Source organism: Microbacterium sp. NPDC007973 (genome assembly GCF_042958465.1).
GTDB classification, from domain to species: Bacteria; Actinomycetota; Actinomycetes; order Actinomycetales; family Microbacteriaceae; genus Microbacterium; species Microbacterium galbum.
Genome location: NZ_JBIBJJ010000004.1, coordinates 657,317 through 675,706, shown reverse-complemented (window position 1 = coordinate 675,706; position 18,390 = coordinate 657,317). Strand labels below are relative to the sequence as shown.

Genomic DNA, 18,390 nt, shown 5'->3' with positions numbered 1-18,390 from the left:
GCGCATGACCCCCACGATCACGGTCGACATCGGCACCACGAGCGTCAAGCTCTGCGTGTTCGACGGCGACGGCGCCCTGCTCGTCTCTCGCCGCGTCGCGACCCCCACCGTCGGCGACGGGATCGGCGAGGTCTACGACGTCGAGGCGCTGCGGGATGCCGTGCGCGATTTCGTGGCGGACCTCGATCCGGCGCTGCGTCGCTCGGTGCAGCGCATCGCGTTCACGGGCGTGGGAGAGTCGGGGGGCCTCGTCGGCCCCGACCTGGCGCTGCGATCGCCCATGATCCTCTGGCACGACCAGCGCGGCGCCGCCCTGTTGCGTGACATCACCCCCACCCAGCGGGAACGCGTCTACGCCGTCACCGGCCTGCCCGTCAACGCGAACTACGCGCTGTCGAAGGTGGCCTGGGCGCTGGCCCACTCCGACACCGCCGACGCCCTCTGGCTCAACGTGTCGGAGTTCGTCGCCGCGCTGTTGACCGGGCGCCGCTGGTCCGAGCCCTCGCTCGCGAGTCGCACGATGGCGCTGGACTTGCGCGAGCGGCGCCCCTCGCGCGAGGTGTGCGCCCTCTTCGGCGTCGATCCGGCGGTCTTCCCGCCCCTGCGACCGGCGTCTCACGGCGTCGCGATGGACCCCGCCGTCGCCCGCACGTGGGGCCTCGACGAGGTGACGGTCCACGTCGCCGGTCACGACCACATGGTCGGGGGTGTCGGCGCCGATCTCCAGCCGGGCGAGATGCTGGACTCCACCGGGACCACGGAGGGGATCCTCACGCTCCTGAACGAACCCCGAACGGATGCCGCGACCGCGGCGACCAAGATCGCGGGCGGTCTGGCCTGCGACGGGGACCTCTACACCCTGTTCGCGTCGATCCCGACGGGCGGGTCGGCCTTCGCGACGCTGCGCACGCTCCTCGCGCTCGAGGAGTCGGATGCGCGGGCGCTCATCGACCAGGCGCATGTCGCGTACCTCTCCGGGCTGCTCGATCTCGATCGGATCCCCCTGGTGCTGCCGCGCTTCCGTGGCAGTCCGCCACCCGACAAGGACGCGGCGGCGCGGGGCGCCATCGCGGGAGTGAGCACCGACACGACCGCGGTCGAACTGGTGTTCGGCTGCTTCCTCGGACTCGTCCGCCAGTTCGCCGACGTGTGGGCGCTGTTCGACCGCGAGCTGAACCGCGTGAAGGTCATCGGGCCGGCGGCATCCAATCCCCTCTGGATGCAGCTCAAGGCCGACCTGCTCGGGGTCCCCGTCAGCGCTGCCGGGGTCGACGAGGTCGTCTCCCGCGGAGCGCAGGCGCTGGCGCACGGGATCCGACGGCCGTGGGAGAGCTCCCTCCCGCATGACGTCTCTCCCGACGCGGAACGCCACCGGCGGCTGCGGCAGTGGGCTGCGGCCACCGCGGCCCGGTGGGAACACCTCAAGGCGATGCCGGCGTGATCGCGGCAGCGTCCTCCGAACGAAAGGCGCAGCGATGAGGCTCGTCGCAGGTATCGACTCGTCCACGCAGAGTTGCAAGGTCACCGTGCGCGATCTCGACACGGGCGTCTGCATCCGCGAGGGATCCGCTCCCCATCCGGTCGAGACGATCGTCGACCCGGAGGTGTGGTGGGACGCGCTCCTCGAGGCCGTGCGCGCGGCCGGCGGGCTCGACGACGTGCTCGCGGTGTCGGTGAGCGGTCAGCAGCACACGCCGATCTTCCTCGACGAGACCGGGACGCCCGTCGCCGCCTCCCCGCTCTGGAACGACGTGGGCTCGCACCCGCACATGGTGGCGCTGAACGCCGAGCTCGGCCGCGACACCTGGATCCGGCGGACGGGTCTGCCCCTCACGCTCTCGGACACGGTGGTCAAGGCGCGCTGGCTGCGTGACGAGTTCCCGGATGCCGCGGCTCGAACGGCAGCCATCGCCGTCGTGCACGACTGGCTCACGTGGCGACTGCGCGGTTTCGGTCCGGGGACGGGCGGGGTCGACAACCTCGTCACGGACAGATCGGAGGCGTCGGGGACCGGATACTGGTCGGGCGAGACGGGGGAGTACACCCTCGATCTCCTCGCGCACGCGTTCGGCCGCCCGGTCGTGCTGCCCGTCATCCTCGGCCCCCTGGATCGGGCCGGGGTCACGGCCGCAGGACTTCCCGGCATCCCCGCGGGCCTTCCGATCGGGGTCGGCAGTGGAGACAACGCCGCCGCAGCCCTCGCGCTCGGACTCGAAGAGGGCGACGCCGTGCTCAGTCTGGGCACGTCGGGTGTCGTCTATGCGCGGACGTCCGCCCCGGTCCACGACTACGCGGGCTACGTCTGCAGCTACGCCGACGCCACCGGTGATCATCTCCCCATCGTCGCGACCCTCAACGCGGCGCGGAACCTGCAGGTCGGCGCGGAGCTGCTGGGCTGCACGCACGATGAGCTCGCCGACCTGGCCTTGGCCTCGTCCCCGGGGGCGGGCGGTCTGACGCTGCTGCCGTACTTCGAGGGTGAGCGTACGCCCGACCTTCCGCACGCGCGGGCGGCCGTACTGGGAGCCAGTCTGTCGAACTTCACGCGCGCGAACATGGCGCGCGCGTTCGTCGAGGGGACCGTGGCGAGTCAGGTGGCGATGCTGGATGCGCTCGAAGCATGCGGCGTGCGGTCCCGGCGGCTGCTGGTGATCGGCGGCGCGGCGAAGAACCGCGGAGTCCAGCGCGTGCTGGCCGAGCTCGTCGACATCCCGCTCGCGGTTCCCACGGCGGACGAGTACGTCGCGAAGGGGGCCGCGATGCAGGCGGCGGCGGCGCTCACCGGATCGTTCCCGACGTGGCCGATCGAGATGTCGGCGGTCGCCGCGGCGCCCCCCGCGCCGCAGATCCTCCGACAGCACCGCGATGCGCAGGTCTCCCTCGGCTACGTCGCGTCGGCGCCCGCACCCGCCCACGTCTGAGCCGCGCGAATAAGGTCGAGGGGAGGGTGCTCGCCCTCGACCCCTGGGAGGAATCGACGGTGACCCTGCGCGCACGCCTTCCCGTCGCGGTGGGCATCGACGTCGGCAGCACCAACACCAAGGTCGTGGCGGTGACCGCCGACGGGGCGGTCGTCGCTCGCGCGAGCCGTCCCACCCGCCGCGCCGGAACCGACCTCGCCGTCGACGCGACCGCCCTGGTGCTCGCGATCGAGGACATGGTCGTCGAGGTCTGCGGCGACACCCGCGTGATCCACGCCCTGTGCGTCGCCGGCATCGGGGAGGACGGTGTCCTCGTCGACGCCGGGTTGCATCCGCTCACGCCCGCGCTGGCGTGGTTCGACCCGCGGCGCCACGCCGTGTTCGACGCGCTGCGCCCCGGGCTGGTGGACGACGAGACGTTCGACGTCGACACCGACCCGGTGCGCTCGCTCGTCGGGTGGAGGTGGGCGCGGGCTCAGGCGGGTGCCGATCGCGCCGCCGCGTGGATCGCCCTCACCGACCTCCCGTCGGTCGCCTGGACGGGCCGCGCCTTCCTCAGCGACACTCTCGCGCCGCGCACGGCCGCGTGGCGCAGCGGTGAGCGCGCCTGGGCCCGCGACCGTGTGACTCTGGCCCTCGGCGATGAGCGTCTTCTTCCGCCCGTCGTCCCGACCGGGGACGTGGTCGGGGAGATCGTGTCACCGGCGCTCCGCGCGGCGGGGGTCGTGGCCTCGGATGCGATCGCCGTGGCAGGCGGTCACGACCACCCGATCGGGGGGTGGGGCGTGCAGCTGATGGTCCCGGGCGCCGTGCTCGACTCGATGGGCACGGCCGAGGTGGTTGTCGCACAGTCGGCCTCGTCGCGGGTGCGGGGTGACGACCATGTGGATGTCGCCCCCGGCATCCGGGCCGCCGGCAGCACTCTGCTGCGTGTGGAGGAACTGGCGCGCAATGTGCAGTGGGCCTCTCGCGACGGCGAGGTGGCCCGCTCGATCCGGCATCTGCTGATCGGACGGGCCGAGCCCCTTCCGCTGTGGGAGTCGGGCTGGTTCGTGCCGGGGCAGAGGGGCGGGGGACAGCCGTCGTACGCGGCTGATGCGCCGGCGGATCCGCTGCTCCGCGCGTCCGCCGTCCTGGGGGCGCTCGCGGTGGCCGGCCGTGACGCGGTCGACGCGGTGCGTCGTGACGTCGGCGGTGCGGCCGAGGTGCGCATGGCCGGGGGATGGGTGCGTTCTCCCGGGTGGATCGCGCTGAAGACCGCGGTCAATGGCGCCCCGGCGGTGCCGGTCCTCGAGCCGGAGGTCACGGCCGTGGGTGCCGCCCTGTTGGCGGCGACCGCGCGGGGGTGGACACCCGACCCGGTGGACGCGCTCGGGGGCTTCGTCAGCGGGATGCTGGGATGAGCCCGGTCAGCTGGCCGAGACGCTGACCTCGAGGGGGATGACGTCGGTGAGCACCCACGTCTCGTAGTAGTCGAAGCGCGCACCGTCGGCCGCCCACGAGGAGGATCGCACCCGCAGCACGGGGTGGCCCGTCTCGACATCGAGGTGGGCGGCGACCGCCTCCGGCGCGGCCAGGGCGTGGATCACTCGCTGTGCGCCGCTGCTGATGAAGCCCGCAGCACGAAGGTGGCTGTTGAGCGAGGCCGACCCGTCGAGCACGCCCGACTCGCTCGCGATCGTGCGCGCGACCTCACGGGGGAACCAGTTGGTGCTGTACATGGCCCGGCGACCGTCGAGCGCGCGGACGCGCTCGAGGGCGAACACCTCCGTACCGGGTCCGACACGCAGGGCATCCGCCACGTGGGCGTCGGGGGTGACGTAGCCCGTCTTGACGACCGCCGTCGTGATCCCGGTGCGTCCGTGGCGCAGTTGCGATTCGAGGAATCCCTCTTGGACCGTCCATCCGGCGGTCTGGCCGGGGACGCTCGCGAACACCCCGCGGCGGGGGATGCGGTGCGCGTAGCCGTCGTTCTCCAGCTTGGTCAACGTCTGCCGCACCGTCGCCCGCGAGAGACCGAACTCACGGCACAGCTCGAGTTCGCTCGGCAGTCGCTCCTCTTCGGCGATGTCGCCCTGGGAGATCTGCTCGCGCAGGATCTCGTAGAGCTGTTCGTAATACGGCACGGGGGAGACCCGTTCGATCGTGTGCGCCACGTGATTCTCCTCGTCGTCGTGCGCATCGTCGCGCCTTCGTCGTACGTTTGGTTCTGACTGTACAGACGGTGCGGATACCCGATCCCGCGAACCCCCGAGACTTCGTCCGCTCGGATCTTCGATTTGCGCTGTACATTCTGTACGTACAAGACGTACGATACGGGCAGGGCTTCGGTCCTGTACAGCGAAACCGCCATCTACCCCAGAGGCTTCTGCACTTCAGAGAGGAAGTACGCATGCGAACTTCACCCATCACCGGACTGGCCCTCCTCGGCGCCGGCGCGCTGCTGCTCGCCGGATGCGCGGGTGGCGCATCCGGCGACGCCGGGTCCGGTTCCGGCGAGCCGGCCGACACCGCGCTCAGCTATTCGCAGCCCCACACCGACCCGTTCCAGAACGCGGAGAACGTCGGCTCGATGGAGCGGTTCGCGGAGCTCGGCTACGCCACCATCCCGGCGACGAACGCCGACCGCGACGCCGCCCAGCAGATCACCGACATCCAGACGCTCATCAACAAGGGCGCGAAGGGCCTGGTCATCTCCGTCGGCGACGCCGACGCCATCGTCCCCGCCATCGAGTACGCCAACGACTCGAGCGTTCCCATCGTCGCCATCGACGAGGCTCCCGCCTCCGGCAAGATCGCCATGATCGTGCGCGCCGACAACGTCCAGATGGGCGAGCTCGCGTGCGAGGAGATGGGTAAGCGCGTCGCCGCCGACGCGGTCGTCGTCACTCTCGACGGCGACCCGGTCACCTCGAACGGTCGCGACCGCACCAACGGCTTCAACGACTGCATGGCGTCGAAGTACCCGGGCGTCAAGCTCGTGAACGTCGCCACCGAGTGGGACCCGGCCAAGGCGGCATCCGGTATCGAGACCGCGCTCAACCAGTACGGCAACGTCGCGGGCATCTATAACCAGAGCGACGCCACCTTCTTCCCGACGATCCTCGACACCCTCAAGTCGGCCGGCAAGCTCGTGGCCGCCGGTCAGTCGGGGCACATCGTCCAGGTATCGGTCGACGCGAGCCCGATGGCGATGAACGCGATCCGCGACGGATGGCTGGATGCCGCCGTCGCCCAGCCCATGACCGACTACATCGACTACGGCGTGGACTACCTCACCCGCGCCATCAAGGGCGAGACGTTCCAGGCGGGTGCGACCGATCACGGCAGCACGATCGAGGAGCGTAACGGCAACCTCGTCGACCTGCTGCCCACGCCCGTCGTGACCAAGGACAACGTCGAGGACCCGGAGCTCTGGGGCAACAAGCAGTTCGCCCTCGACGCGTTCGGCGTCAGCAAGTAATCCGGCCATCACCCCCACCGAGACGGAGACGTCATGACCACCCTTACGACCACCGTGCCTGCCATCCGCATCGACGGCGTGAGCAAGACCTATGGTGCGACCAAGGCCCTCCAAGACGTCTCCGTCTCGATCCTGCCCGGCCAGGTGCACGGTCTGATCGGACGCAACGGCGCGGGCAAGTCCACGCTCCTGCGCATGATCACGGGTCTCGAGACCCCCGACACCGGAACGGTGAGCTTCTTCGGCGAGGCGGCGCCCCCGGCATCCGATCCCAAGGCGTGGCAGCAGCGCGTGGCCTGCGTCTATCAGCGGCCCTCGGTCTTCGCGAACCTCACCATCGCGGAGAACCTCTTCGCGGGTCGTCTGCCGACCACGGGAGCGCGCGTGTCGTGGGCGAAGATGCAGTCCGAGGCCGAGCGGATTCTCGACGCGTGGAACATCCGGCTCGACCCGAAGCTGCTGCTCGCCGACGCTCCGATCGAGGAGCGTCAGATGCTCACGATCGCGAAAGCGCTCGAGGCGGGCACGCGCATCGTCCTGCTCGACGAGCCCACGGTCCAGCTCGAGGGAGCGGCCATCCGGCGCCTGTTCGACAAGGTGCAGGAGCTGCAGGAGGCAGGCGTCACGTTCGTCTTCGTCTCCCATTTCCTCCGGGAGGTCACCGCGATCTGCGATTCGGCGACCGTCCTGCGCGACGGGAAGCTGCTCTGGTCGCGCGTGGGTGACGAGATCCGCTCCGACGACCTCGTCGACGCGCTCCTCGCCGGTCAGGAGCAGCGTCGACACCGCGCCGAGAACACCGCGCCGGCGGTCGACGCGAGACCCGCCGTGCAGCTGCGCGGCGCCACGGATCGCGAGGGGGCGTTCACCGACGTCAGCCTCTCGGTCGCCCCGGGCGAGCTGATCGCCATCGGCGGCGTGGGGGGATCGGGCAAGTACTCGGTCGGCGAAGCCATCGCGGGGCTCCGGCCCCTCGGCGGCGGCGAGATCGTCGTCGCCGGGGATCCGATCCGCACGGGAGACGTGAAGGCGAGTCAGCGGGCCGGCATCGGATTCGTCCCCGCCGACCGGCACAAGGACGGCTACGTCCCGCAGCTGAGCGTGGCCGAGAACATGACGATGGGCGTCATGGACCAACTGGCGCCCCGCGGCTTCTTCTCACCGCGCGCGCAGACCGACATGTCGCGGACGCTCATCGCCGACGTGGCCCTCGTCCCGCCCGACCCCCGCCTCGCCGTGTCCGGGCTGAGCGGGGGGAATCAGCAGAAGGTCGTGCTCGCCCGCGCCCTCGCGCGTTCGCCACGTGTGCTGGTGCTCATCTCTCCCACCGCGGGCGTCGACATCGCGGCGAAGGACGCCATCTACGCCCTCATGCTGCGCGCCCTCGCCGACGGCGTCGCGGTCATCCTCATCTCCGACGACGTCGAGGAGCTGCTCGTCAGCCCGCGCGTCCTCATCATGCGCGAGGGGCGGATCTCGTCCGAACTCGCCGATCCCACCGAAGAAGACATCGTTCGAGCCATCGAAGGCCTGGAGTGAACACCGTGCGAACCACCGTCGTCAGAACCCCCGTCAGCGCCCCGAACCCCGTGGTGCGCTCCGTCGTGAAGAACGTGCGCGAGCTGAGCGTCCTGCCGGGCCTCATCATCGTCGCGGTCGTCGGAGCCGTCGTCAGCCCCGCGTTCCTCTCCGCCGCCAACCTCACGCTGATCCTGCGTCAGTCCGCCGAGCTCGGAATCGTCGTCATCGGCCTGACGTTCATCCTCATCACCGGCAAGCTCGACATCTCGCTCGAGTCGACCGTGGGCCTCGCCCCGATGGTCGCCGCGTGGTTGATGGTGCCCGCGGTGACGGGCGGACTCGGATCCGAGATCGGCCCCGGTTTCGCGATCCTCGTCACCCTGGCGATCGGTGTCGTGATCGGGTTGATCAACGGCTTCCTCGTGGTGAAGGTCAAGCTCGATCCCTTCATCGTGACGCTGGCGATGCTGATCCTCTTGCGCGGCATCACGCTCGGCGTCAGCCAGGGGAAGACCCTCGCCGGCCTCCCCGAGGCCTTCCGCTACGTGGGCTCGGCCCGCTGGGTCGGCATCCCCGCCGCGATCTGGATCACCGGCATCCTGTTCCTCGTCGCCGCCCTCGTGCTGCGCTACACCGCCTGGGGCCGCGCGCTCTACGCGATCGGCGGCAACGCCGACGCCGCCCGCGCCGCCGGCATCCGGGTGGATGCTGTGCTCATCACGGCGTTCGTGGTGGCCAGCGCGCTCGCCGCCTTCGCCGGCCTCATGCTCGCCGGTCGCCTCGCCTCGGTCACCAGCGGCATGGGCGACAATCTCATCTTCAGCGCGCTCGCCGCAGCCGTCATCGGCGGTGTGCAGCTCAACGGCGGCCAGGGACGCATCGTGGGTGCCCTGCTCGGCGTGCTGCTGCTGGGCACCCTGACGAACGTGCTCACGCTGGCCGGTGTCCCCACCTTCTGGATCAACGCCGTGTACGGTGCGGTCATCCTCCTCGCGCTGCTGGTCGGCCGCTGGGGCGGCCGGACGAACACGCACTGAGCCCGCAGACGAAAGAAAGGACCGCCCATGTCGGAATTCCAGGAGATCAGCTCGACCGTCGTCGCGGAACTCGGGGAGGTGTTCCGCCGCGTCCCGGAGGAGAACCTCGCGGCCGCCCTCGACGCCTTGGAGAAGCACCAGCGGATCTTCGTGCTCGGGATCGGCCGGGAAGGACTCGGCTCGAAGGCCTTCGCGATGCGGCTGACGCACTTCGGCAAGACCGTGCATTGGGGATGGGATGACACCACGCCCGCCGTCACCGCGGACGATCTGTTCATCATGCCCACGGGGCCGGCGAACATCCCGCACCTGCACTACGTCGCCGAGCAGGTCAAGAAGACCGGGGCGACGCTGCTGGTGGCCACCGCCGTGCCGGACGGCCCGACCGCTCAGCTCGCCGACATCGTCCTGACGGTCCCGGCCCACACGTACGGCGCCGAAGACCCCAGCGGCCTCGTGCCCACGATCCAAGCGATGGGAAGCCTGTTCGAGCAGTCGCTCTGGATCTTCTGGGACGTGCTGTATCTCATGCTCGTCCGCCGCACGGGAGCGAAGTTCGAGGACCTCGTGGCCCGTCACCGCAACTTCGAGTGAGGCCGGCGGCGCGAGAGCGCATCCACCGCGCCCCCGTGTAGCGAGTGGTGACCCGGTCGAGGGCGGCGGGTCGTGCGTCCGGGTGCACGGAGCACCCGCCGCCGGCGGAGGGATCGCGTCCGCGCCGGGTCAGCGGCGGCGCGGCATCCGCACCGCGACCCCGCCCGGCTGTACGCGCGCGTACGACGGCTGGCGGGCCGCCCGCACCCACGCGTACGACCTCGCCCCCGGGATGGGGCGGCGCACCGCGTCGAACCGCAGGCCCCGCCCGTCCTGGTCCGGATCGAGGCGGAGGTGGAGGTGGGCGAACGGATGCCACGGCCCGGTCGGCGTGGCATGACCCAGCGTGAGGATCCACGACGAGCTGCGCGAGGCTCCCCGAGCGGCGTCGAGCAGGCGCGGCTCTGTCGCGGCGGGGCGTCCGGCGCCCGTACGCGCGATCAGGAGGACCGCGCCCCGGGGGCTCCGGTACGGCAGCAGCGTCCCCAGTCGGGCGCGCTCCGGCCGACGGTGCGGCAGCAGCAGGAAGCGCCCGGGCACGTTCCACCCCGTGGAGGCGAGCTCGAGGTCGCAGGCGGTGCCGTCGACGTCGATCCTCAGCGCGAGACCGATGATGTCGGGCAGAGGCGCGGGCAGCCCGAGCGATCGCGAGACGCGGGCGACGACCCGGACCGGGCTGCCCGGGGCGTCGTCGATGAAGGCGATGCCGGAGGGTGCGGCATCCGGGATCCACCGCATCTCTCCGCTCAGCACCACGCCACGGCTGTGGATCGGACGGGGGTGCCTCACTCGTTGCAGGAGGCCGAAGGCCGCGGACAGAGCCGACCCGATCGCGCGCGCGAGCGGCGATCGGCGGACGGACGGGATGCCGGTGGTCGTGGTCACGCTCCGAGAGCACCTCACGAATCCGGTGCACGCCGAGGGGGTTGCGCGCCGCTACTGTGAGTCACCATGAGCGGCGACACCGGGGCGAAACGCATCGGCGTCCGCGAGGTCGCGGCAGCGGCGGGTGTCTCGACGCAGACGGTCTCGCGGGTGCTGAACGGCTACCCCGGTATCCGCGACGTCACTCGCGAACGCGTGCTCGACGCGGTCGCCGCCCTCGACTACCGCGTGAACAACGCCGCCCGCGCTCTCGGCACGAGCCAGACGCGCACCGTGGGGGTCGTGGCGTCCGACGCCGTCCTGCACGGGCCGTCGGCGGGGATCGCGGCGCTCGAGAGGGCGGCGCGAGGGCGGGGGCGCTGGATCTCGACCGCGTACACCGACTCCGACGACCCGGCCGACATCGACGCCGCGGTGCGCCACCTGCTCGACCAGGGCGTCGACGGCATCGTGCTGGTCGCCGCCCACGGTGCGACCTCGCTCGAGGGCTACGACGTGCCGCTCGTGCCGCTCTACGGCGAATCCGGGGCGCGCCAGCGCGCCGCGGCCGCGCTCGTCGTGGATCATCTGGTCGACCTCGGCCACCGCCGGATCGTGGAGGTCGCCGGTCCCGCCGACTGGCGCGAGGCGCGCGCGCGTACCCGGGGCGTCGCCGACGCGTTGCATCGTCGAGGCGTCGAGCGCGACGGCTGCGTCGAGGGGGACTGGAGCGCCGCGTCCGGATCCGCGATCGCCGGCGCCGTCGCCGACCTCGTCCGCGCGGGCGCGACTGCGGTCGCCGTCGCGAACGACCAGATGGCCCTCGGCCTCGTCGCGGGGCTGGTCGAGCGGGGGCTCGCCGTTCCCGGCGACGTCTCGGTCGCCGGCTTCGATGACAACCCGGATGCCGCGTTCTACACGCCCGCGCTCACCACGGTGCGCCTCGACGTCGAGGGCGAGGCCGCGGAGGCCGTGGCGACCGTTCTCGGTGAGGTCGCCGCGCCGCCGGCCGACCCCGTCCTGGTGCCGCGGGCCTCGACGGCGGCGCCGCGCGGAGCAGCCCCGCGCTGATCGCGGCTCGCCCGGAGGCGCCCAGCGCCGGCGCCGCGCTGACCGCCGCGCGCCGGGCGCCAGGAGGTGCCCGGAGCAATGCCGCGCTGACCGCGGCTCGCCGGGAGGCGCCCGGCGCCGGCGTCCGTCTTCACGGGGGTTCGGGGCGTTCCTCTCGTCGGGGCGCACGTTCCCGCCCCGGAGCGAGAACCGCGCCCGGACCGGGGAGCCGCGGGGAGCCCACGAGGGACGGGCCCGACCGATCGGAGGGCACGAAGGCTCGCGATCGGCGGATGTTACCGGTAACATGACCGGTGCAACCCGCCACCGACAGAGTCGAAGGAGACCCGCGTGTCCGAAGCCGCCCCGTTCGCGCCCCAGGTGCAGGAGACGATCGACGCCGTCCGCGCCGACGTCGCGAAGCTGCACGCCGAGCTCGTGCGCTACAACCTCATCGTCTGGACCGGCGGCAACGTCTCGGGCCGCGTTCCCGGCGCCGATCTGTTCGTCATCAAGCCCTCGGGCGTCTCGTACGACGACCTCGCCCCCGAGAACATGATCCTCTGCGACCTCGACGGCAACGCCATCCCGGGAGCCCCCGGCTCCGAGCGCAGCCCTTCGAGCGACACCGCCGCGCACGCATACGTCTACCGCAACATGCCCGAGGTGGGCGGCGTCGTGCACACGCACTCCACCTACGGCGTCGCCTGGGCGGCCCGCGGCGAGGAGATCCCCTGCGTCATCACCGCCATGGCCGACGAGTTCGGCGGCCCCATCCCGGTCGGTCCCTTCGCGATCATCGGCGACGACTCGATCGGCCGCGGCATCGTCGAGACCCTGCGCGGGCACCGCTCGCGCGGCGTGATCATGCAGAACCACGGTCCGTTCACGATCGGATCCAGCGCGAAGGATGCCGTGAAGGCCGCCATCATGCTCGAGGACGTCGCGCGCACCGTGCACATCGCGCGTGAGGCCGGCCCCCTTATCCCGATCCCCCAGGACAAGATCGACGCGCTCTACGAGCGCTACCAGAACGTCTACGGACAGAGCACGGACGACCGCCGATGAACGCGCAGAACCCCGACACCGCGGGCACCGGATCCGCGACCACCGGCGCCCGGGCCGTCGGCGCCGACACCGCGGCATCCATCACCGAAGGTCGGGCCAGCCTCGGCATCGAGCTCGGCTCCACCCGCATCAAGGCGTGCCTCATCGGCCCCGATGCCGAGGTGCTCGCCACCGGCTCCCACGAGTGGGAGAACGTCTACGCCGACAAGCTCTGGACCTACTCCCTGGATGCCGTGTGGGCGGGCCTGCAAGCCGCCTACGCCGAGCTGGTCCAGAACGTGCAGCAGCAGTACGGTGTCACCCCCGGGCGCTACGCCGCGATGGGCGTCTCGGCGATGATGCACGGCTACCTCGCGTTCGACGCCGACGGCGAGCTGCTCGCTCCCTTCCGCACCTGGCGCAACACCAACACCGGTGTCGCGGCGGCCGAACTCACCGAGCTCCTGGGCGTGAACATCCCGCTCCGCTGGTCGATCGCCCACCTGCACCAGGCGGTCGTGGATGCCGAGCCCCACGTGCCCGAGATCCGCTTCCTCACCACCCTCGCCGGGTACGTGCACTGGAAGCTGACGGGCGAGAAGGTGCTCGGCGTGGGGGATGCCTCGGGCATGTTCCCGATCGACTCCGCGACGCGCGACTACGACGCCGAGTTGGTCTCCCGCTACGACAGCCTTGCCGCCGGGCGCGTTCCCGCGCTGAACGACCTTCTGCCGCGCGTACTCGTCGCGGGTACCGCCGCAGGGAACCTCACCGCGGAGGGCGCGGCCCTGCTCGACCCGACCGCGACCCTGCGTCCCGGCATCCCGTTCGCCCCGCCCGAGGGCGATGCGGGCACCGGAATGGTCGCGACCTGCGCCGTGGCTCCCCGCACCGGCAACGTCAGCGCCGGCACGAGCATCTTCGCGATGGTCGTGCTCGAGCGCCCGCTCAGCGAGGTGCACCACGAGCTCGACCTCGTCACGACGCCCTCGGGCGACGCGGTGGCGATGGTGCACTGCAACAACGGCGCGAGCGAACTGGCCGCGTGGGCGAACATGTTCACCGCCTTCTCGGTCGCGGCGGGCGTGCCCCAGACCCCGGATGCCACGTACGCGGCGCTCTTCTCCGCCGCACTCGAGGGTGAACCCGACGCCGGCGGGCTGTTGGCCTACAACCACCTCGCGGGTGAGCCCATCGCGGGTCTCGAGGAGGGGCGCCCGCTCGTCGTGCGCACGCCCGACAGCCGCCTGACCCTGCCGAACTTCATGCGCGCGCAGCTGTACGGCGTCTTCGGGACGCTCGCGCTCGGCATGGACGTGCTCCACGGCGAGGGGGTGCAGCTCGACCGCATGTACGCGCACGGCGGGATGTTCCGCACGGCGGGCGTCGCCCAGCGGTTCCTCGCGGCGGCGCTCGATGCCCCCGTCGCCGTCGCCGAAACCGCCTCGGAAGGCGGCGCGTGGGGCATGGCGGTGCTCGCCGCGTACGTCGCCGACGACTCCGGCCGCGACCTCGACACGTGGCTGCGCGAGACGGTGTTCGCCACTGCCCCGATCGTCACCGCCGACCCCGAGCCGGCCGACGTGGCCGGCTTCGCGTCCTACCTCGACCGTTACCGCGCCGGACTCGCCGTCGAGGCCGCCGCCGTGGCATCCCTCTGAGAACGACAGGAAAGAAACATGACTCGCACGAAGCTCAAGAACGACCTCGACGGCTACGAGGTCTGGTTCGTCACCGGCAGCCAGAACCTCTACGGCGAAGAGACCCTGAAGCAGGTCGCCGAGCAGTCGCAGGCCGTCGTCGAGGGCCTGAACGGCCTGCCGGTGAAGGTCGTCTGGAAGCCCGTGCTGAAGGACTCCGACAGCATCCGCCGCATGGCGCTCGAGATCAACGGCCGCGACGACGTCATCGGCGTCATCGCGTGGATGCACACCTTCAGCCCGGCCAAGATGTGGATCTCCGGCCTCGACGCCCTGCAGAAGCCGCTGCTGCACCTGCACACGCAGGCCAACGTCGAGCTGCCGTGGAACGACATCGACTTCGACTTCATGAACCTCAACCAGGCCGCCCACGGCGACCGTGAGTTCGGGTACATCCAGACGCGCCTCGGTGTGTCGCGCAAGACCGTCGTCGGTCACGTGTCGAACCCGGCCGTGCGCCAGCAGATCGAGGACTGGGAGCGCGCCGCCGCCGGCTGGACCGCCGCCCGCACCCTCAAGCTCGCGCGCTTCGGCGACAACATGCGCTTCGTCGCCGTCACCGAGGGCGACAAGACCGAGGCCGAGCTGCGCTTCGGCGTGCAGGTCAATACGTGGGGCGTCAACGAGCTCGTCGAGGCCGTCGAAGCGGCATCGGATGCCGACATCGATGCGCTCGTGCAGGAGTACGTCGACAGCTACGACGTCGTCGAGGAGCTCCTCCCCGGCGGCGCGCGTCACCAGTCGCTGCGCGACGGCGCGGCGATCGAGCTGGGCCTGCGCTCGTTCCTCGAGGAGGGCGGCTTCGGCGCCTTCACCACGTCGTTCGAAGACCTCGGTGCCCTGAAGCAGTTGCCCGGTCTCGCGGTGCAGCGCCTCATGGCCGAGGGGTACGGCTTCGGTGCCGAGGGCGACTGGAAGACGGCGATCCTCGTGCGCGTCGCGAACGTGATGGGCGCGGGCCTGCCCGGCGGCGCCTCGCTCATGGAGGACTACACCTACGACCTCGTCCCCGGCTCCGAGCGCATCCTCGGCGCGCACATGCTCGAGGTCTCGCCCTCGCTCACGACGAAGAAGCCGCGCCTCGAGATCCACGAACTCGGCATCGGCGGCAAGGACGACCCGGTGCGCCTGGTCTTCACCGCCGACGCGGGCCCCGCCCTCGTCGTCGCGATGAGCGACATGCGCGACCGCTTCCGCCTGGTCGCCAACGTCGTCGAGAACGTCGACGCCCCCGACCTGCCCAAGCTCCCCGTCGGCCGCGCCGTGTGGAAGCCCGCGCCCGACTTCGCCACCTCGGCCGGCTGCTGGCTCGCCGCGGGCGCCGCGCACCACACAGTCATGACCACGGCCGTGGGTATCGAGGTGTTCCGCGACTTCGCCGAGATCGCCAAGACCGAGCTCGTCGTCATCGACGACGACACGACGGTCCGCGGTTTCCAGAGCGAGCTGCGCTGGAACCAGGCGTACTACCGCCTGGCCCAGGGCCTGTAAGACCCCGCCGTCCTCGGATCCTCCGCCGATCCGGGGGCGGTGCGGCACTCGCGCGCCTCGCTCTCTCGGGGCGCGTGCCGCGCACCGGCTCGACCGGTGTGCGGATCGTGCCCCGGGACTTCCGCAGCGGTGGGCTGCGGCGGTTCCGGGGCATCTCTGCGTTCAGCGCGGGCACCGCCGTGGTCTGCGGGCGACGGGCGGTGGCATCCGGCCGACGGGGACACGTGTCCCACTCGTGATGGCGCGTGCCCCGTCTGTGACGGGTTCGGGGGCGCGAGATCGAGAACGCCCCCGCTTCGTTATCGGACGATTACCTTCGCCTGCGCGCTCGTCTCGGTGTTGCACGTCGTGACCTGCCACGCGGGAGTCCCGTCGTCGACGATCCGTTTCATGTCGATGATGAGGGGGCTCGGGTACGTCTCGCCCGACTGCTGCGCTGCGGCCCACGCGGAGGGGGCATCGGCTCTCTGCTCGGCATCGGTGAGGTCGACCTCGTGCGACGCGCGCTTCTTGAGCGTCTGCACGTCGAGCAGGGCCTCCTCGCCGCGGGTCGGGTCGCTCCCGGTCACGCTGCGTACCCGCCAGACCCACTTCTCATCGAGGTACTCGAGTCGGAGACCCACGACGGTGCCCGTCGACTCCCCCGGAAGGGATTCCAGGAAATCGGTCGGCCAGCTGAGCTGATCGGGGAGACAGGTGCCCGGGTAGCCGTATCCGAGCGCGCGCTGCGGCGGCGGGGCCGACGCGCACCCGACGAGGATGCCGAGCAGAACCGTCGTGGCGCAGGCGGCCATCGCGCGTCGTTTCATCGCCCCACCGTATCGGCGGGTGCGAAGCGCGTCGCGCTTCGCGCGGAACCACCGAGGCAGCGGTCATGGACGAGGGGCCGCATCCCGGACCGACGGCGACGGCGGCGCGCCTCACCCCCGGGGGCCATCGTGGCCGGCCGGGGCGGCGTCCTCGAGCACCATTCCCACCGAGGTCGCGCACGCGTCGCCCCGCCACGCCTCGATGCCCTCGCGCACGGCGAAGCCGGCGATCACGAGGGCGGCCACGGCATCCGCCCACCACCAGCCCAGAAGGCCGTTCAGAAGCAGTCCGGCGAGGACCGCCGCCGAGAGATACGTGCAGATCAGGGTCTGCTTCGAGTCCGCGACGGCGGTGGCGGAGCCGAGCTCGAGGCCCGCGCGGCGCTCGGCAAGCGAGAGGAAGGGCATCACGACGACGCTGATCGCCGTCAGAGCGATCCCGACGGGCGAGTGCTGCGCCTCGGTGCGGAGAGCGAGGGCGATCGCGGAGGTGGCGGCCACGTACGCGGCAAGGGCGAAGAATGCGAGGGCGATGACGCGAAGGGTCCCCTTCTCCCATCGCTCCGGGTCGCGGCGAGTGAACTGCCAGGCGACGGCCGCGGCGGAGAGCACCTCGATCGTCGAATCGAGTCCGAAGCCGATGAGGGCGGCCGACGAGGCGAGGGTTCCGGCTGTCAGCGCGATCACGGCCTCGACCAGGTTGTAGATGATCGTCGCGGCCACGATCCAGCGGATGCGGGTCTGCAGGACGACTCGGCGCGCCGCGGACGTGCCATTTACGCGCAGGTGCACTCGTCGCTCCCGCAGCAATCCGGTTCCACGTACAGCACGACGCGCAACATCTCGTCGAGCGCGGGGGCGAGGTGGGTGTCGGCCAATCGATACCAGGTGCGCCGACCGTCGGGGACGGCTTCGACGAGCCCGCATCCGCGCAGGCACGCCAGCTGATTGGACATCACCTGGCGGGAGACGCCAAGGGCGTCGGCGAGGTCCGACGGGTAGGCCGGCGCCTCGCGGAGTGCGAGGAGGACTCCGGCCCTCGTGCCGTCGGAGAGGGCGTGGCCGAGGCGCGCCAGGGCGGCGGTGTGCGTGACGGTCGCGGTGGGCATGGGAGTGACAGTACAGGAAGTCATGAATACAGAGAAAGCTGTACGAAAGCAGGGGGTGCAGCTGGTCGCATCCCCTCGCGGCAACCGTGTCTGGTGCACGGCCGCCGGCTGCGGGAACCGCAATCGCGTGGCCCGCCATCACGCGCGGACGAAGCGCTGAGAGAGACGCCGGCCCGCCGCGCTCCGTCGGGGCGCGCGCATGATTCGATGGTCTTGGCTCTGTCCACGACCTGTGGACCGCGCCACTCGGCCCGATGCATCGGAGAACAATGTCTCACCACGACGGCGCGGCCGACGATGCCTCCGCAGAACCGCTCTTCGTCGTGCAGAGGTATCCGTCGCAGCACATGGTCGCGCGATGGATCGGCATCCTGTTCATGGTCGGGGCCGTGGTGCTCGCTGCGTCGGAGATCATCGAGCAGGATCGTCTCGCGTACATCGGCGTCACCGTGTGGCTGACCACACTGGGAGGTCTCGGCGCGATCATCTTCTTCTTCGCCCTGTCGCTGGGCCGAGCGCGCGTCCTCGTCTTCGACGACCACCTCGTCGTCCGTTCGGGGCGACGCCGCGCACGGGTCGTGCCGGCGTCCGACATCGCCGAGCTCGCGGCGCTCACGTCGGGACGGCTGCGGGGGAGAGACGCGCGCGGGCGCACGCTCTTCGAGGTGATGAGCGTGTACCGGGGGTTCTCCGCGTTCACCTCCTGGTTGCAGGCGAAGACGCCCCGTCAGTGGGCCGAGATGACGGACAGCTCCCTCGGCTGAGCGGAGCGTCGGGGTGCCCG

Annotated in this window: 18 protein-coding genes; 13 read left to right on the top strand and 5 right to left on the bottom strand. The window is 71.2% G+C overall.

Going from position 1 to position 18,390, the window contains the following annotated elements; genetic code table 11:
• The first annotated feature begins 4 nt into the window (after positions 1–4).
• The 3 genes from ACFZA2_RS16080 to ACFZA2_RS16070 are packed head-to-tail and all read left to right on the top strand — an operon-like array spanning position 5 to position 4,324.
• Complete coding sequence (locus ACFZA2_RS16080; RefSeq protein ID WP_391406797.1) at positions 5–1,441, top strand: L-fuculokinase; 1,437 nt, start codon at positions 5–7, stop codon at positions 1,439–1,441.
• 34 nt (positions 1,442–1,475) lie between these two features.
• Positions 1,476–2,921: an FGGY-family carbohydrate kinase gene (locus tag ACFZA2_RS16075; RefSeq protein ID WP_391406795.1), complete on the top strand. Its 1,446-nt coding sequence runs from the start codon at positions 1,476–1,478 to the stop codon at positions 2,919–2,921.
• Between the two features lie 26 nt (positions 2,922–2,947).
• The gene (locus ACFZA2_RS16070) at positions 2,948–4,324 is read left to right on the top strand and encodes an FGGY family carbohydrate kinase (RefSeq protein ID WP_391406793.1); all 1,377 of its coding nucleotides are present in this window, start codon (positions 2,948–2,950) and stop codon (positions 4,322–4,324) included.
• Positions 4,325–4,330: 6 nt separating this feature from the next.
• Here ACFZA2_RS16070 and ACFZA2_RS16065 read toward each other — a convergent pair whose 3' ends face one another.
• Positions 4,331–5,077 carry a GntR family transcriptional regulator gene (locus tag ACFZA2_RS16065; protein ID WP_391406791.1) on the bottom strand — a complete coding sequence of 249 codons (747 nt, stop codon included), beginning with the start codon at positions 5,075–5,077 and terminating at the stop codon, positions 4,331–4,333.
• Positions 5,078–5,313: 236 nt separating this feature from the next.
• On the opposite strand from ACFZA2_RS16065, the gene ACFZA2_RS16060 reads away from it, so the two are divergent.
• From ACFZA2_RS16060 to ACFZA2_RS16045, 4 genes are read left to right on the top strand one after another with little or no spacing between them, the layout of a single operon-like run.
• On the top strand, positions 5,314–6,384 hold the full coding sequence (locus ACFZA2_RS16060; RefSeq protein ID WP_391406789.1) for a sugar ABC transporter substrate-binding protein: 1,071 nt from the start codon (positions 5,314–5,316) through the stop codon (positions 6,382–6,384).
• A gap of 33 nt (positions 6,385–6,417) precedes the next feature.
• The gene (locus ACFZA2_RS16055; protein ID WP_391406787.1) at positions 6,418–7,923 is read left to right on the top strand and encodes a sugar ABC transporter ATP-binding protein; all 1,506 of its coding nucleotides are present in this window, start codon (positions 6,418–6,420) and stop codon (positions 7,921–7,923) included.
• Positions 7,924–7,928: 5 nt separating this feature from the next.
• Positions 7,929–8,942: an ABC transporter permease gene (locus tag ACFZA2_RS16050; RefSeq protein WP_391406785.1), complete on the top strand. Its 1,014-nt coding sequence runs from the start codon at positions 7,929–7,931 to the stop codon at positions 8,940–8,942.
• A 27-nt stretch (positions 8,943–8,969) separates the two neighbouring features.
• Positions 8,970–9,536 (top strand): SIS domain-containing protein, encoded by a 567-nt coding sequence (locus ACFZA2_RS16045; protein ID WP_391406783.1) that lies wholly within the window; start codon positions 8,970–8,972, stop codon positions 9,534–9,536.
• A 129-nt stretch (positions 9,537–9,665) separates the two neighbouring features.
• On the opposite strand, the gene ACFZA2_RS16040 is transcribed toward ACFZA2_RS16045, so the two are convergent.
• On the bottom strand, positions 9,666–10,421 hold the full coding sequence (locus ACFZA2_RS16040) for a hypothetical protein (protein WP_391406781.1): 756 nt from the start codon (positions 10,419–10,421) through the stop codon (positions 9,666–9,668).
• A 66-nt stretch (positions 10,422–10,487) separates the two neighbouring features.
• Here ACFZA2_RS16040 and ACFZA2_RS16035 point away from each other — a divergent pair, with 66 nt between their 5' ends.
• The 4 genes from ACFZA2_RS16035 to araA all read left to right on the top strand — a co-directional run bounded on the left by ACFZA2_RS16035 (position 10,488) and on the right by araA (position 15,688).
• On the top strand, positions 10,488–11,471 hold the full coding sequence (locus ACFZA2_RS16035; RefSeq protein ID WP_391406779.1) for a LacI family DNA-binding transcriptional regulator: 984 nt from the start codon (positions 10,488–10,490) through the stop codon (positions 11,469–11,471).
• 330 nt (positions 11,472–11,801) lie between these two features.
• The gene (locus ACFZA2_RS16030) at positions 11,802–12,518 is read left to right on the top strand and encodes an L-ribulose-5-phosphate 4-epimerase (protein ID WP_391406777.1); all 717 of its coding nucleotides are present in this window, start codon (positions 11,802–11,804) and stop codon (positions 12,516–12,518) included.
• Positions 12,515–14,158: a xylulokinase gene (locus ACFZA2_RS16025; protein ID WP_391406775.1), complete on the top strand. Its 1,644-nt coding sequence runs from the start codon at positions 12,515–12,517 to the stop codon at positions 14,156–14,158. Before ACFZA2_RS16030 ends, ACFZA2_RS16025 begins: the two co-directional genes overlap by 4 nt.
• A gap of 18 nt (positions 14,159–14,176) precedes the next feature.
• Complete coding sequence (gene araA, locus ACFZA2_RS16020; RefSeq protein WP_391406773.1) at positions 14,177–15,688, top strand: L-arabinose isomerase; 1,512 nt, start codon at positions 14,177–14,179, stop codon at positions 15,686–15,688.
• A 299-nt stretch (positions 15,689–15,987) separates the two neighbouring features.
• Here araA and ACFZA2_RS16015 read toward each other — a convergent pair whose 3' ends face one another.
• The 3 genes from ACFZA2_RS16015 to ACFZA2_RS16005 form a co-directional block, all read right to left on the bottom strand.
• Positions 15,988–16,497: a hypothetical protein gene (locus tag ACFZA2_RS16015; protein ID WP_391406771.1), complete on the bottom strand. Its 510-nt coding sequence runs from the start codon at positions 16,495–16,497 to the stop codon at positions 15,988–15,990.
• Between the two features lie 111 nt (positions 16,498–16,608).
• A complete protein-coding gene (locus ACFZA2_RS16010; RefSeq protein ID WP_391406769.1) occupies positions 16,609–17,289 on the bottom strand; it encodes a cation transporter in 681 nt (226 codons plus the stop codon).
• The gene (locus ACFZA2_RS16005; protein ID WP_391406767.1) at positions 17,274–17,606 is read right to left on the bottom strand and encodes an ArsR/SmtB family transcription factor; all 333 of its coding nucleotides are present in this window, start codon (positions 17,604–17,606) and stop codon (positions 17,274–17,276) included. The genes ACFZA2_RS16010 and ACFZA2_RS16005 overlap by 16 nt, the downstream gene beginning before the upstream one ends.
• Here ACFZA2_RS16005 and ACFZA2_RS16000 point away from each other — a divergent pair.
• Complete coding sequence (locus ACFZA2_RS16000; RefSeq protein WP_391406765.1) at positions 17,605–17,766, top strand: CGNR zinc finger domain-containing protein; 162 nt, start codon at positions 17,605–17,607, stop codon at positions 17,764–17,766. The two genes, ACFZA2_RS16005 and ACFZA2_RS16000, sit on opposite strands and share 2 nt — an antisense overlap.
• A 109-nt stretch (positions 17,767–17,875) precedes the next feature.
• Complete coding sequence (locus tag ACFZA2_RS15995) at positions 17,876–18,370, top strand: hypothetical protein (RefSeq protein ID WP_391406763.1); 495 nt, start codon at positions 17,876–17,878, stop codon at positions 18,368–18,370.
• Positions 18,371–18,390: the final 20 nt, after the last annotated feature.

Coding starts and splice junctions, on each gene's coding strand:
- ACFZA2_RS16080 (WP_391406797.1), top strand. CDS start 5: ATGACCCCCACGATCACGGTCGACATCGGCACCACGAGCGTCAAGCTC.
- ACFZA2_RS16075 (WP_391406795.1), top strand. CDS start 1,476: ATGAGGCTCGTCGCAGGTATCGACTCGTCCACGCAGAGTTGCAAGGTC.
- ACFZA2_RS16060 (WP_391406789.1), top strand. CDS start 5,314: ATGCGAACTTCACCCATCACCGGACTGGCCCTCCTCGGCGCCGGCGCG.
- ACFZA2_RS16055 (WP_391406787.1), top strand. CDS start 6,418: ATGACCACCCTTACGACCACCGTGCCTGCCATCCGCATCGACGGCGTG.
- ACFZA2_RS16045 (WP_391406783.1), top strand. CDS start 8,970: ATGTCGGAATTCCAGGAGATCAGCTCGACCGTCGTCGCGGAACTCGGG.
- ACFZA2_RS16035 (WP_391406779.1), top strand. CDS start 10,488: ATGAGCGGCGACACCGGGGCGAAACGCATCGGCGTCCGCGAGGTCGCG.
- ACFZA2_RS16025 (WP_391406775.1), top strand. CDS start 12,515: ATGAACGCGCAGAACCCCGACACCGCGGGCACCGGATCCGCGACCACC.
- araA (WP_391406773.1), top strand. CDS start 14,177: ATGACTCGCACGAAGCTCAAGAACGACCTCGACGGCTACGAGGTCTGG.
- ACFZA2_RS16015 (WP_391406771.1), bottom strand. CDS start 16,497: ATGAAACGACGCGCGATGGCCGCCTGCGCCACGACGGTTCTGCTCGGC.
- ACFZA2_RS16000 (WP_391406765.1), top strand. CDS start 17,605: ATGGGAGTGACAGTACAGGAAGTCATGAATACAGAGAAAGCTGTACGA.
- ACFZA2_RS16005 (WP_391406767.1), bottom strand. CDS start 17,606: ATGCCCACCGCGACCGTCACGCACACCGCCGCCCTGGCGCGCCTCGGC.
- ACFZA2_RS15995 (WP_391406763.1), top strand. CDS start 17,876: ATGTCTCACCACGACGGCGCGGCCGACGATGCCTCCGCAGAACCGCTC.